The organism is Mycoplasmopsis ciconiae (assembly GCF_036350065.1).
GTDB lineage: Bacteria > Bacillota_I > Bacilli_A > Mycoplasmatales > Metamycoplasmataceae > Mycoplasmopsis > Mycoplasmopsis ciconiae.
In genome coordinates this window covers 59,637-74,539 of record NZ_JAZDWZ010000002.1, presented here as the reverse complement: position 1 = coordinate 74,539, position 14,903 = coordinate 59,637, and the positions used below count along the sequence as shown (strand labels likewise).

General features: G+C 28.8%; 13 protein-coding genes. 1 reads left to right on the top strand and 12 read right to left on the bottom strand.

Features of this window, described 5'->3' with window-relative positions; genetic code table 4:
* Positions 1 to 16 precede the first annotated feature (16 nt).
* The 8 genes from dhaK to tapR form a co-directional block, all read right to left on the bottom strand.
* Positions 17 to 994, bottom strand: coding sequence for a dihydroxyacetone kinase subunit DhaK (dhaK, locus tag V2E24_RS00915; protein ID WP_330500549.1), 978 nt, complete (start codon positions 992 to 994; stop codon positions 17 to 19).
* A gap of 155 nt (positions 995 to 1,149) precedes the next feature.
* Positions 1,150 to 1,992, bottom strand: coding sequence for an MIP/aquaporin family protein (locus V2E24_RS00910; RefSeq protein ID WP_330500548.1), 843 nt, complete (start codon positions 1,990 to 1,992; stop codon positions 1,150 to 1,152).
* A gap of 2 nt (positions 1,993 to 1,994) precedes the next feature.
* Positions 1,995 to 3,521 carry a glycerol kinase GlpK gene (gene glpK / locus V2E24_RS00905; protein WP_330500547.1) on the bottom strand — a complete coding sequence of 509 codons (1,527 nt, stop codon included), beginning with the start codon at positions 3,519 to 3,521 and terminating at the stop codon, positions 1,995 to 1,997.
* A gap of 75 nt (positions 3,522 to 3,596) precedes the next feature.
* Positions 3,597 to 4,742, bottom strand: a complete 1,146-nt coding sequence (gene glpO / locus V2E24_RS00900) for a type 2 glycerol-3-phosphate oxidase (protein WP_330500546.1) — start codon at positions 4,740 to 4,742, stop codon at positions 3,597 to 3,599.
* A gap of 209 nt (positions 4,743 to 4,951) precedes the next feature.
* The gene (locus V2E24_RS00895) at positions 4,952 to 6,325 is read right to left on the bottom strand and encodes a leucyl aminopeptidase family protein (protein WP_330500545.1); all 1,374 of its coding nucleotides are present in this window, start codon (positions 6,323 to 6,325) and stop codon (positions 4,952 to 4,954) included.
* Between the two features lie 105 nt (positions 6,326 to 6,430).
* Positions 6,431 to 7,006 carry a thymidine kinase gene (locus V2E24_RS00890; protein WP_330500544.1) on the bottom strand — a complete coding sequence of 192 codons (576 nt, stop codon included), beginning with the start codon at positions 7,004 to 7,006 and terminating at the stop codon, positions 6,431 to 6,433.
* Between the two features lie 29 nt (positions 7,007 to 7,035).
* Positions 7,036 to 8,274, bottom strand: coding sequence for a tyrosine--tRNA ligase (gene tyrS / locus V2E24_RS00885; RefSeq protein ID WP_330500543.1), 1,239 nt, complete (start codon positions 8,272 to 8,274; stop codon positions 7,036 to 7,038).
* Positions 8,275 to 8,284: 10 nt separating this feature from the next.
* Positions 8,285 to 8,881 carry a TyrS-associated PheT N-terminal domain-related protein TapR gene (gene tapR / locus V2E24_RS00880; protein ID WP_330500542.1) on the bottom strand — a complete coding sequence of 199 codons (597 nt, stop codon included), beginning with the start codon at positions 8,879 to 8,881 and terminating at the stop codon, positions 8,285 to 8,287.
* Between the two features lie 100 nt (positions 8,882 to 8,981).
* Between tapR and V2E24_RS00875 the strand changes: the two genes are divergently transcribed.
* A complete protein-coding gene (locus V2E24_RS00875; RefSeq protein WP_330500541.1) occupies positions 8,982 to 9,851 on the top strand; it encodes a DegV family protein in 870 nt (289 codons plus the stop codon).
* A gap of 99 nt (positions 9,852 to 9,950) precedes the next feature.
* Here the strand turns inward: V2E24_RS00875 and V2E24_RS00870 are convergent, their stop codons facing one another.
* The 4 genes from V2E24_RS00870 to V2E24_RS00855 all read right to left on the bottom strand — a co-directional run bounded on the left by V2E24_RS00870 (position 9,951) and on the right by V2E24_RS00855 (position 14,869).
* Complete coding sequence (locus tag V2E24_RS00870) at positions 9,951 to 10,859, bottom strand: hypothetical protein (protein ID WP_330500540.1); 909 nt, start codon at positions 10,857 to 10,859, stop codon at positions 9,951 to 9,953.
* Between the two features lie 138 nt (positions 10,860 to 10,997).
* Positions 10,998 to 11,465: a GAF domain-containing protein gene (locus V2E24_RS00865; RefSeq protein ID WP_330500539.1), complete on the bottom strand. Its 468-nt coding sequence runs from the start codon at positions 11,463 to 11,465 to the stop codon at positions 10,998 to 11,000.
* A gap of 51 nt (positions 11,466 to 11,516) precedes the next feature.
* On the bottom strand, positions 11,517 to 12,758 hold the full coding sequence (locus V2E24_RS00860; protein WP_330500538.1) for an MnuA family membrane nuclease: 1,242 nt from the start codon (positions 12,756 to 12,758) through the stop codon (positions 11,517 to 11,519).
* A 2-nt stretch (positions 12,759 to 12,760) separates the two neighbouring features.
* A complete protein-coding gene (locus tag V2E24_RS00855; RefSeq protein ID WP_330500537.1) occupies positions 12,761 to 14,869 on the bottom strand; it encodes a helix-hairpin-helix domain-containing protein in 2,109 nt (702 codons plus the stop codon).
* Between the last annotated feature and the right edge of the window lie 34 nt (positions 14,870 to 14,903).

Sequence of the window (14,903 nt, the reverse complement as noted above, 5' to 3'; positions counted from 1 at the left end):
ACAATAAAAAATAACCTTAAAAAGGATTATTTTTTATTTCGTAGTCAAAGTATTTTTTAAGTTCAGGGTTCAATTTTAAAATTGAAATTGAAAAACCAGGCATTTCTAAACTTGTCATGTAGTCACCAACAAGTGATTTGTGAACTTTAACATTTTTTTCTTTAAGATAGTCGTTAACATCTTTATTAATGATATATAACTCCATCAATGTTGTTGCTCCTAATCCATTAACAAGTACTACAACTTCTTCGTCTTGAACAACTGATTCTTCTAAAAGTTGGTCCATCATATATTTAACGTGTTCTTTAGATGAACGTATTTTTTCTTTGTGTGTTCCAGGCTCTCCGTGAATACCTAATCCCATTTCAATTTCATCTTCGTTTAATTCAAAACTTTTTTTACCTGAGGCTGGAACTGTACATCCTCCAAGAGACATTCCTAGTGTTTTTACGTTTTTGATTACATCTAAAGCTAATTGTTTAACGTAGCTTAAGTCTTTTTTATCTTCTGCTGCACTTCCGGCAATCTTGTGAACTAAAACTGTTCCTGCAACACCTCTACGTCCGATTGTGTAAAGACTGTCTTTAACAGCAATATCATCATCAACTACAACACTTTCTACATCGATACCTTCCATTTTAGCCATATCAGCAGCCATTTCAAAATTCATTACATCACCTGTGTAATTTTTAATAACCAAAAGAACACCTTTTTTGTTATCAACAGCTTTAATAGCAGCTAAAACTTGGTCAGGAGTTGGGCTTGTGAATACTTCTCCAGCTACAGCTGCATCTAACATCCCTTCTCCTACGTAACCAGCGTGAGCTGGTTCATGTCCTGCTCCCCCACCACTTACAAGTGCAACCTTATCGCTTTTTTCTTTTCTAGCAATAACATTAAAACCATCTAACTTGTAGACGTTTTTATTTGCTAACGCTACACCTTCTAACATTTCTGGTACTACATTTTCAATTTTATTTAAAACTTTTTTCATTTTAATAACTCCTGTTATACTTATATATTTTTAATTATATAACTTTGATTATTTTAATTTTGAAAGTGGAAAAATTGGAAAAAACTTATGCGACTTTTTCATAGTTTAAGAAGAAAAATATCAGGAATAATCCTGATATTTTGTTTGTTATTTTATTATTGGTAAAAAGCGAATGAAATAAATCCTACAACAATTCCGGCTAACATAGGCATTAATCCTGGAATTAATAATCCGTATGTAAAGTCAGCTGAAACTGGGTTAATTAATTTTTTACCGTATAATTTTGCAGTTGCAAAGTAAATAATTCTAGGTCCTAAATCACGAGCTGGGTTAATTGCATATCCAGTTGCTGATCCTAATGATAATCCAATTGACATAACAATAAATACTACTGGTAAAATTGTACCTTGGAATGATCCGCCAGCATTAGCATTTTTAGATACAGCTAAAATGATAAATAACAATACAAATGTACCCATAAATTCGTATAGACCATTGTTAAATCATGCATTTCTGTGAGAAGGTCCTGTACAGCTTGTTCCTTTTAAAACAGCTAATTCATTTTCCTTAATGTGTTGTCAGTTCATCACATTTAAAAGTGTTTGAGCAATCATAGCTCCTAAGAATTGTGCAATAATATACACAATAGCGAATCCGAATAAAAGTGCTCCGCTTGTTGTACCAACGTTTGCTTTATCAACTAAAGCACTAATAAAAGCAAACATAGTAACAGCTGGGTTTAAGTGAGCACCAGCAAAATTAGAAATTGCTAATGCTGCAATAATCCCTGCCATAACAGCAAAACCTCATCCTAAAATAATTACGACTCAGTTTCCTCCTGTTTTTTTGGCGAACATGTTCTTAAATGAGTTACTTGCATTAACACCATTCCCTAATAAAATAAGGAAAAATGTTCCAACAAGTTCACTTAAGAATAATAACCCTAATGGTGCTCCACCACCTGAAGCAAATTCGGCAAGTAATTCTTTACTAAACATAATTATTTAACTTCTACCTCTCTGATTCAATTTAATGTTTTGCTTACAGCAACATCTCATCCGTGTGTCAATTGTTTAACTTCTTCATCTGACATCTGTGGTGAGAACTCTCTATCAACTTCAGTAAATTTTTCAATTTCAGCAAGGTCTTTATAGTAACCTGTTGCCAATCCAGCTAAGAAAGTAGCACCTAAAGCAGTTGTTTCAACATTTTTAGGACGAACTACAGTTGTTTTTGAAATTGATGATTGGAATTGCATTAAGTAATTTGAATTACTTGCTCCACCATCAACTTTTAATACTGAAATTGGTTTGTTTACGTCACTTGACATAGCTTTTAATAAATCGTTTGATTGGAATGCGATTGACTCAAGTGTAGCTTTAACGATGTGTTCTTTTTTGGTTCCTCTTTCAAGTCCAAATATAGCTCCACGTGAGTATGAATCTCAATATGGTGCTCCTAATCCTGTAAATGATGGCACTAAATACACTTGGTGTGTGTTATCTTTTACAGCTAATTCTGCATAAAAATCTGATTCAGCCGCATTATAAATTAAACGTAAACCATCACGTATTCATTGGATAGCTGCACCAGCAATAAATACACTACCTTCTAGAGCATAAACTGTTTCCTCTTTTCCTAATTTTCAAGCAACAGTTGTTAATAGTTTATTTTTAGATAAGATTGGTTTTGTACCAATGTTCATTAATGTGAAACATCCTGTACCATAGGTGTTTTTAACCATTCCTACTTTTGTACATAATTGTCCAAATAAAGCAGATTGTTGATCTCCAGCCACCCCAGCAATAGGCACGTGAGCTTGAGCTCTTAAAGAAAAGTGTGATGGTTCAACATATCCATAAACTTCACTTGAAGATTTAACTTCAGGTAAAATTGAACGCGGTACTTCAAATAACTCTAACAATTCATCATCTCAATCCATTGTGTTGATATTGAATAATAAAGTTCTTGAAGCGTTAGAAACGTCAGTAGCGTGTACTTTACCGTTTGTTAATTTTCAAATTAATCATGTATCAATTGTTCCAGCTAACAACTTACCTTCTTCAAATGTTTTTTGAGCTGCTGGTACATTTTTTAGTATTCAACGGATTTTTGTTCCTGAAAAGTAAGGGTTAATGATTAATCCTGTTTTTTCACGTACTTTTTCAACATGATCTTTTAAAGTGTCACAATATTCACTTGTTCTTCTATCTTGTCAAACAATTGCGTTATAAACAGGTAATCCTGTTTCTTTGTTTCAAAGAACAACTGTTTCACGTTGGTTAGTAATACCTAAAGAATCTACATTATCTGATTTGATTCCAGCTTTGTTTTTTGCTGATTGTAATGTTGCTAATTGTGTATTCCAAATTTCTAAAGCATCGTGTTCAACTCATCCACTTTTTGGATAATATTGTGTAAACTCTGCTTGAGATGATGAAACAATATTTGCGTTTTTATCAAAAACGATTGTACGGCAACTTGTTGTCCCCTCGTCTAAAGTAATAATGTATTTTTGTTTTTCCATTTTTTTGTAAGGCCTTTCTAAAATAAACTTTAAAATAGTACAAATTTGTCAAATTTTATATTCAGGGTTTATATATTAAAATACGTCAATTTTGTAATCTGGTTTAAAGTCTTTGTTAGGTTTTAAGTCTAAATCTAATAATTTAACTATTTCCTCAGCTATTGTAGGAGCTGCTGAAAGAGCTGGAGATTGCATTCCTGCTGCTAAAATAAAATGTTTGTTGTTTTTTGAAGGACGAATAACAAAATCGTTTGTTTCAATATCAATTGGACGTGATCCTGCTAATGTCATAATTGTTCTTTCTAATTTAATTGATGGAACAATTTCTTTTCCGATTTCTCCGATGTAGTTGTATTTTTCTGGAGTAACTAATCTAGTATCTTCTTTGGCTACACCTTCTTCAGCTGTAGGACCAACTAAGTATTTACCATCTAAAGTTGGTGCAACAATAACACCTTTACCGTATCTTGTAGGCACTTTAAATAATACTGAACCAACTAAGTTAGGGTCATAGTTATCTAAAATTCTGTATTCCCCTCTTCTTGTTGTTTGTTTAAAGTCATCAAATCCGTTATCATTTGCAATTTTATCTGCGTAGTGTCCTGCAGCATCAACAACTCTTTTGGCGTAAATTTTATCTCCTTTAGCTGTTGTAATTACAAATTCTCCATCAACGTATTCAACTTTTTTAACTTCTGTACTTACTAATAAATCAGTTTTATTTTGTTTTGCTGCTCCTAATAAAGCTTTTGTTGCTTCTACTGGTTGAATTGCAACACTTGAAGTACATAATAAAGCACCTTTAACTTTAGGGTTAACATTTGGTTCTTTAGCTAAAACTTCTTCACCTGTTAAAACTTTTAAGTCTTTTGGATCTAATTTATTGATTAATCCACGGTCATATAACATGTGTACATGATCCATATCTTCATCGTCAAAAGCTAAAATCAATGAGTCAATTTTTACTCTTGGGAATTGTAAATGTTTAAATCATTTTTCTTGTCATTTTCTATTTCCGCTTAAATTTAATTTAGCTTCAATTTTATGAGGTTCTGGGTCAAAACCTCCGTGAATTAGCCCTGAGTTACCAACTGATGTTTCGTTAGCTACTTTTGGTTGTTTTTCTAAAACCACAACGTCTAAATCGTATTGTGATAATTCATATGCAATTGATGCTCCAATAATTCCAGCACCAATTATGGCTACGTCATATTTTTTCATTTTAATTTAAGATCTCCTATTTTTTGTTAACTGTAAAAACATTAACATAATTATTATAAGTTAAAAAAATGAATATGCGTTATATTTCCATATGTAAACATACCAGAAAAATAAAAAGCGACTTTTAAGCCGCTTTTTATGTGTTTTTTTAATTTTTTGCCTGCAAAAATGGAATAGAAATTGGTATTTTTTTCCAGTTATTTTTTGAATTATTTATTTAAAGCTAACTGTGTTAGTGTTTTTACCATAACTCCAGTTGGTCTTCCACCTTGTTCTGCTGTCCCAGCAATATCTAAGTGAATGTATTCAACACCTTCTGTAAATTCTTTTAAGAACATAGAAGCGCTGCTTGAACCTCCACCATTTCCGCTCAAGTCTGTATTTTTTAAATCAGCAACAACTGAGTTTCTAATTTCTTTTGCAAAAGCTTCATCTAAAGGCATTCTTCATAATAATTCATGTTGTGTTTTAGCGGCTTTTGAAACATCTTCTCAAGCTTTTTCTGTAGTTGCTCAAGTTCCTGTAAATACTGAACCTAAAGCTACTAAAATAGCTCCAGTTAAAGTCGCTACATCAACTAAACGTGTTGCTTTAAGATTTCTTACAGCGTATGTTAAACCATCAGCCATAACTAATCTACCTTCAGCGTCTGTGTTGTTAATTTCAACACTCTTACCATTCATACTGTATCATACTGTATCTGGTAATGAAGCGTCACCATTTACTCTATTATCTGTAATACACATAACAGCAGCAACATTAGCTTTTGGTTTTAATTGAGCTATAGATTTAAGTGCACACGCAACAATAGCACTACCTGACATGTCAAATTTCATACCTAACATGCTTCTACCTGTTTTGATGTTGTATCCTCCTGAGTCAAATGTAATTCCTTTTCCTACATATACAGTTTTTTCATTTGATTCTGGATCACCGTTATATTCTATTACTACAACTCTAGGTTCATACATACTTCCTCTGTTAACAGATAAAAGTAATCCCATTTTTAAGTCTTCAATATCTTTTTTATTTAAAACAGTAACTTTTAAATTGTCATATTTAGCTAAATCTTTTGCAACCACATCAGCCAAATACTCGCTGTTGCAAATATTTGGAGGTGTCACTTGTAATTCTCTAGCAAAATTAACTGACTCAGATAAAATTAAAGCTTCATTAAAAGCTTGCATTACTTTTTCAGATTCATTTGTAGTTACTAAATTAATCGCAAATTCTTCGTCTTTTTTAGATGTTTTTGCTGAGTATAAAGTCGCTCTTTCGTAGTTAATTGCTAAAACAAAAGCTTTAACAACTTCACAAAAACATAAGTTTTCAACGTTAAAAGTGTCTAAATCAACATCTAAATCTCTTAAATTTCTTTTTGCTAAAGCTTTAGCAAAATTTGAAACTGAATCAAAATCTAATTTTGATTTTTCACCCATATAAACTAAAGCTAAATTTTGATCAAAATATTCTGTAATAGCACCGTTTTTTTCAACAACTGTTTTTGGATATTCATCACCTTTAAAAACAGCTTTTAATTTCATTGTGTTTTCAGAAAAATTTTTGTGTAATTGTTTAATCATTTTTTTCTCCTAAACAAGTAAGAAGTAATATAAATATTCTTGTAACTTGTAAATAAATAATATTAATAATTTTAATATTTTTAATTTAAATCTTTGTTTTTATTTTTAATTTTTATTATCTATAAATTTCATTCCAATATCATGGCAGTGTCTGCATCTGGCTTCGTATTCTTTATCACCTAGAACATTTAATTCCAATGATTCGAATTTTCTAAAACTATAACCGGCTGCTGAGTGACAAACAACGCACACAGCCTTTAATTTCGATACTTCATCAGCAATAGATAAAATTTGAGGCATAATACCAAAAGGTCTTTTTAAAAAATCCATATCAAGACCACTAACGATAACTCTTTTGTTTTTATTAACCATATATTCAATCGCTTGAATAATTTTTTCATCAAAAAAGTGAACTTCGTCAATAGCTACAACATCATATGAATCATCAAAAACTTGATAAATATCATCTGAATCTTTAATATTGTGCGCTTTAATTTTTTCACCATTTCTGCTAACAATATTATCGATCCCAAAACGGTTGTCAAAATGAGGTTTAAGCACTAATATCCTCATCTTAGCAATTGAAAGTGTTTTGATTCTCTTTATTAATTCTTCGCTTTTACCAGCAAACATTGGTCCTGTTATAACTTCAAGAGTTCCATCACGGTGTTTTAAATACATTTATCTACCTCAATTTTATTGTTTATTTTTTATATAAGCTCAATAACAAAAATATCTTTTTTTCCTTTTTTAAGGATTGCATATTTGTTTTCAAACTTATCTGTTGTCAATAGTGTTGATTCATCTATAGGTAAGTCATTCAATTTTAATGCTTGTGTTGCTATAAATTCTCTAACTTCTCTTTTACTTTTGACAATTTGATTACTAATCAAAAGTTCAACAATGTTATGTTGTTTTGGTCATTGTAAAAATTTTAAATTGTCTTTTAATTCTTCTAGCTCTTGCAAACTTAAAGAATATATATCGAATTTTTTATTAAATAAAATCTGCGAAATATTAAAAGCTTTGGTTGCTTCTTTTTTATCGTGTACATCTTTAACAACTTCAAAAGCTAATTTTTTTTGAGCAACTCTTAAAGAAGGATTTAAATTGTGTTGTTGCATTGTCTGTTCAATCTCTTCTAAAGAAAGAAGTGTTAGTCACTTTAATAATTCTTCAACTTTAGCATCACTTTGATTAAGTAAAAATTGGTAAAGATTGTAAGGTGAATTCATGTTTTTGTCTAATCATAAACTACCGCCACCAGTAGATTTACCAAATTTATTACCGTTTTCATCTGTAAGTAAATTAAAAGTTCCTGCCACAGCAGTATGTTTATCGCCCTCAACTTTAGATATCATATCTAAACCTGTAGTGATATTACCTCACTGGTCGCTACCACCAAATTGAACTTGCACACCATAATTTTTATAAAGAGTTAAAAAATCTCAACCTTGAATTAATGTGTATGTAAATTCAGTAAAACTTAAACCACTATTAATTCTTTTGCTAATAGAATCTTTAGCTAACATATATGAAATATTAACTAATTTACCAGCATCTCTTAAAAAATCTAAAAAGGTTGTATTTTTATAAAAGTCATAATTGTCAATGACTTCTAATCCAAATTTTTCTAGTTGTTGTTTAATATGTTTTTTGTTGTTTAAAATTGTTTGATTATCTAATAATTTTCTTTCTGAATCTTTAAAAGAAGGATCACCAATCATTCCAGTAGCTCCACCTAAAACAGCATAAACTTTAAAACCATAACTTTTAAAACGTAAAAGATTTACTATTTGGATGTAATTACCTAAGTGTAAACTTTGTGCAGTTGGATCAAAACCAATATAAACACCAGAATTTGGTTTTAGGTTATTAAATTTATCTTCGTTTGAAATTTGTTTTAGTATTCCTCTTTTTCTAAAATCTTCAAGTATATTTTTTTGCATATTTTCCTCTTTAAACAAACTTAAATTCTTGTCCTATTTGTGAATCATCACCAAAAATTAAACCATCTTTTTCTGGATAACCCATAGAATTATAACCAACTAGCATCCCTGGACTTTTAACTGACATCACCTCACCATCTAAAACAACTAACGAAGAAGCTGTAATAGAGTTAATTTGACTAAAAACAACCACTCTTCCCTCTAATGAATCTAAAGTGTTTGTAACCAATTGTACACTTGTGTTGGTATCTTTGTTTGTTAATAAATCAATAACAAATAATTTATCACTTTTAGGATGTGGTGCACGCTTAATAATTTTCCCATATATAAACTTATTAGTATCGTTGAATATAAGATCACTAAAATTATTTTTAATTACTTCTAATAAAACTTGCTTATCTGAGTTATTTAGAGATTGGTAATTTCTTTTAATATCTTTAAAATAGTTATTATAGTTATTTACCAAGACACTATTGACATTATTTTTATCGTCAAAATAAACAGTAAAATCTCCTTTTTTAAGGTAGTTTTTTGTTTGGATTGATGGATTAAAAACAGCCATCAAAGAATCTTTAAAATTTTCATCTAATTTAAATGTAATAATCATAATTACTATTATATATTAAAGTTAAAATATGATTAATATTAATGGCTTTTGTACTTTAAAAAAATATCTTCATAGTTTAAATATGTGTTAAAATTATCACATGAAAAAAATAGCAATTATTGTAGACTCATCAACTGGATTAACCAAAGAAAAAGCGCAAAAAAAGGGTTGATATTTTTTACCTTTACACTTAGAAATTGATAATCAATTATATGATGATGGAATCAATATAAATTCAGAAAATATTTTTGATATTTTTAATAAGGATTCTACTCAAGCCAAAACATCTAGTACAAAATTAGGTGAAGTTATTTCATTATTAGATCAAATAAAAGATCAATATGACGAAATTATTATTTACCCTATAAGTCAATATCTTTCTGGGCAGTATCAATCATTAAAATTATTGGAAAACCAATACCCTAATCTACACGTGATCGCTTCTAAAAAAATTGTTCAGCTAATTACAATTGATCTGTTAGAGTTTGAGCAAAATATTAACCAAGGTATGGATATAAAAGAAGCTATTGATATTATGGAGAATGGTGTTAATTATTCTGTTTCTTTAGTTCCTAAGTATAATGATTTTCTAGTAAAGGGTGGTAGATTACACCCTACAGCTGCAACAATTGCCAAATTATTAAAAATTGTTCCTGTTATTAAATTTGAAAATGGAGAATTGTTAAAAGAAACAAAAGGTAGAATTTTTAACAAAACATTTTTAAATACTATCGACTCTAAAAAAGATTTAATCAGCCAAAATTCTAATACAATATTGATTCCTCACTCTAAAAATGAAGATGTTAAAAATTACTTAGAATATATTAAAAATACCTATAATAAAGATGCTATGGATGTATTGTTACCAAGTGTTGTATCTATTCACACTGGACCCGAGGCTTTAGCTATTATTGTTTTTAACAAGGATTATTCAAAACTTATTAATGATAATTTATATTTATTTAAATAAAAAAACAGATGAGTAAATCATCTGTTTTTTATCAACCTTAATATAAAACCAGCCAAAGCTGGAATTATAAACATTATTATCATTTAAAATGAAAATTTATTATGATTGTGGATTTTCTTGTGAGTCGTCGCCACTTACTGTGTTTGAGGTTGTTGTAGTTGGTGCCTCTGAATCCTCTTGAACACCTTCAGCTGGTGCACCTTCTTCTGAACTAACTTCTGGACCCATTTGATCTTCTCCAGCTTCTGCAGCTTCTTCTGTGTGAGAAGGTTCTGAATCTTGAGAATCACCATCAACTTCATCTTGTGAAGGTTGTTGAGCTTCTACATCTTCTTCAGCCTTAGGCGCTTGAGCTTTTTCTAATTCTTTTTCTAATGAATAAATTTGAAGTAAGTAGTATGTTAAGTTTCTTTGTAATTCTTCTACTTGTGCTTGAAGTTTATCTTTTTCTTCTTGAAGTTTTGAAGCATCTTGAGCGTTTTTAACTAAAACATCATACTCTTTTTGAAGGTTAGATAATTGATTTTCGATATTTGATTTTTCTGTCATCGCATTTAAAGCGTTTTTCTCAGCTTCTTTAAGTTGATCTTCTAAATTAGCAGATTTTTCTTTTTCGCTTGCTAGCGCTGACTCTAAATCAGAAATTTTGGCTTCATTTGTTTTGTTGACATTTGTTGCATCTTCTAAAGCTTTGTCTTTTGCTTTTTTATCTTCGTTTAAGTCGTTAATTTGGTTTTCTAATTGTGTAATTTTATCTGAAAGAGCTTCTTTATCTTTTGTTAAAGTATTTTTTTCATTTTCTAAAGCATTTTTTTCAGAATCTAATTGATTTTTTTGTTCTTTTAATTCTTCATTTTCTTGGTTCTTAGCTTTTAACTCTTCAGCATTCTTTTTGTTCTTAACACTCATTAATGATGGAACTAAAATTGCACTAGTTACAGACAAACCAGCAATTACAACAGCAAAAGCAAAAATAACTTTTTTAGTTTTTAAAACTGTTAATGACATAACACTCCTTAAATTGTTAATCTTTATTGAATAACAACAATAAAATATTAAAAAACGTATCGTTATTTAATACAACTATATTTTACTTGTTTTTGTTTAAAAATAAAGTAAAAAACACCCTTTTAATTTAAGGTATTTTTAATTATTTCACAACTTATCTTTTGCTGTGATTAAAGAATCGATTTTTTTATACAAAATTTGAACAATTTCAACCAATTCTTGCTCTAAATTTTTATCAAATCTATTTAATTTAGGTGAATCAATATCTAAAAGCGCGTATGTTATACCTTGGTGTACCAATGGTATAACTAATTCGCTATTTGAAGCTGAATCACAAGCTATATGATCATCAAATTTATGAACATCAGGGACGTTAATTACCTTTTGAGTTGTTGCAGCTTTACCACAAACTCCTCTTTCAAAAGGAATAACACTACATGCCACTTTACCTTGAAAAGCGTTTAAATATAAAACGTTATTATCGGCTGTATAAAATCCAACTCAATTTAAGTCCTTTACTTTTTCCATTATAAAAGCTGATGTGTTTGCTAAAAGTGAAATAACTCTGACTTCATCTTGAATTAATAATTCGTATTCTTTTTTCATGCTAATAATTATAAATAAAACGATTAGAAATAAACAAAATTAATACTATTTTTATTTATTTTCAGATCTTTTAGTTATTTTATAATTGCTATAAATATTAATTAAAGTATGATCACTAATTCCGTCTCTAATTAAATTTACATCACTAGGATTTTCCTTGGCGTCTTCTTTTTGTAAATAAAGTTTTTTAGCCACATCTCTAGAAAAATCCATTTCTTTATCTTCAAAAAGGTTCCATAAATCATATCTAAAAGGTAATGCGTTTTCAACTTCTTTTAAAGCTTTTGTGTAAGTAAGGAATTGAAAATCTGAATTATTATTTATGAAAAATCATTTATCGTAAGCGTTTGAATAATTATTTTTTGTTCTTGATAAGGAAGTTTCTTTAACATTATTTTGATTATATTCAAAGTAATCTTTTATTAAATCATTAGAACTTGAACGAATATAATTAGCTAATTTTAAGTGGTTTTTAGTCATTATATTTGTGTCACCGCCAAATAAGTAAGCAGCATTATTTGGGAATTTTTTCTTTAAATATAGTAATGCGTTTGAAATTTCTTTAGCTTCTGCAACTTCTTGAACACCTTGTTCACTTCATTGGCTTTTAGCTTCTTTGGCCGGAATATCTTTCTTAGGAACATCAAAACCTGGACTGTCTAAATGACCAAAAACAGTACTAAATTGTATTTGTGTATTTTTGATTTTGAAAGTGGAAGTGTAAAAAGGTCTAACTAATTCACTTTTTTGATTGTTTTCAAGTGTTATTTGATTTTGGTATGTTGAATTATCAACTAAATCCAACACATTAGAGTCATAAATAATAGCAACAACTTCTTTGGAATTGGGAAATAATTTACTTACAGCATCTTTTTGACTTTGGACTGTGAATTTATATTCTCTTTTACTCATTTGGTTTAGCACATCAACAATTCTGTTGACTTTATTAAAATCATTGTAGTTAATTTCTGTAAGCCCGATAACTTCAGCGTTTGTACTTGCTAATATTTTGCTTATAGCTTGCGTTTTTAAACCTTCTTTATTCGAAGTTTTACCACCGTAATTAAGTATGTTTCAGTGAACTACGTTTAAATAATTGTTGTCTTTATAAGTGATTTTTGTCGATACTATATCAGCAGCATTATTTTTATTAAAATAACCGTTTTTATAAGCGTATATTCCTCCAGTAGCTGCTGTTGATAAAATAATTAAAGATAATCCTGTTGAAACAATACTTTTTATTATTTTTTTATTTTTTTTGTTTTTTGTAGTTGTTCTGTTTGTTTTTTTCAAAATTATAATTCTCCTGAAATTCTTTTTAATTCTTTGTCAATGCTAATTATTTTTACCTTAACGTCTGTATTTATAGCTAATTCGTTAATATTGGTATTTTTAATGTTTGATAAATGCACAAAAACACTATCTTTTATTCCGATAAAAATAAAAACACCAAAATCTGTAATATTTTGAATTCGACCATAATAACATTCATCTATTTTTAAGTCTTCTATGTCGCTGATATTAGATAATTTAAATCCTTTTTTAGTATCCCTTATATCTTTTGTGGGGTTTTGCAACGCTTCTATAATTAAATCAATTAAATAATTGTTAGAATTGTATTCTTTAGTTAATTCATCAACATTAGGCAATTCTATTTTGAATTTATTTGTATTAATATCGTAAGAATAGTCTTTCATTATTTGTTTTGCTAACTCGTAGCTTTCTGGGTGAATATTAGTTTTATCTAAAAACTCTTCACTATCAAAAATTCTTAAAAATCCCACCGCCTGCTCAAATGTTTTTGCACCTAAACCTTTAACTTTTAAAAGTTGTTTTCTATTTGTGTATGTTTTTATTTCCTGGCGATAATCAATAATATTTTGAGCTGTTTTTTCTGATAAACCAGAAACGTAAGTTAAAATTTCTTTTGTAGCTGTATTTAAATTAATTCCTACAGCATTAACTACCTTAATAACCTTAAAATCTAACGCTTCTGAAAGTTGCTTTTGGTTTAAATCGTGTTGATATTGACCCACACCTATTGATTTAGGATCAATTTTAACAATTTCATTTAACGGATCAATAAACTTTCTACCTATGTTTATAGCTGATCTCATCTCTACACTTAAATCCGGAAACTCCCTAGCTGCTATTTCACTGGCTGAATAAACACTTGCTCCTACTTCGCTAACCATTTCAACACTTATGTTTTCGATATTTAATTTTTCTAAAGATTTTTTAATAAATTTAATAGTTTCGTTTGAAGCAGTTCCATTTCCCACAACAATTACATCAACTTGGTTATTCAAAATGATATTTTTTAAAATTTCATAAGCTTCCTTAGTTTTGTTTAAAGGTGGATTGGGGTAAAAAATATCAGTTTTTAAAAGATTACCTTTTTCATCTAAATATGCTAATTTGCAACCATGAACATAAGCTGGATCCACTGCTAAAACTTTTTTGTTTTTGACAGCTGGTGCCATTAAAACATTTTCAATATTTTTGGCAAATAATTCAATTGATTTCAATTCAGCTCTTTCAAAAAGATTACTAAAAACTTCTCTTTCAATAGAAGGTAAAATAAGTCTTTTTAAACTGTCTTCAATCGCTAAATTATTAAGTTCTCTTAATGCTGGATTTTTAGCATAATTGTATGAAAGATTTTTCTTTATTATTTCGACATTTATATCAATTTTAAAATCAATAATTTTTAAATTGATAGCTCTATTAATTGCCATCACTTTAAAATCTTGAATAAATTTAACTGGTATTTTAAAATCATAATAATTCTTAAAAACTTGATTAGGATCCTCAGCGTTTTTCTTAAGCTTTGTAACTATTTGTCCATAATTATTAAACTGATCTAAAACATATTCTCTAATATTAACGTTTTGAGACAATCACTGAGAAACAATAAATAAAGCTTGTTCAATGGCGAATTGTTCATCTTTAACTTTATCGTTAACAAATTTTTTAGCTTCTTGTTTTATATTAATATTACGATTTTTAGATGTAAAAATGATCTTAGCTAAAGGTTCTAAACCTAAATTTATAGCTTCTGAGGCTTTAGTTTTTTTACCAATTTTAAATGGTTCATAAATGGCTTCTAAATCATTTTTCTTTTTAGTTGAGTTTATTTTTTCAAGTAAATCATCGTTTAATAAATCTCTTTCTTTAAGGATTTCGATAATAGCTTCTTTTCTTTTTGATAATTCTAAATTATACTTATATGATTTTGCTATTTCATTAATTGTTTCTTCATCTAAACCATTTGTTATTTCTTTTCTATATCTTGAAATAAAGGCAACTGTACTTCCTTCTTCTAACATTTCTAAAGTTTTAATTATTTGATTTTCTTGTAAATTCAATTCATTTGCTAAATTTTTAATTACTTGATTATCCATTTTTTCTCCTATTAATAAAATAAAAACATTTATT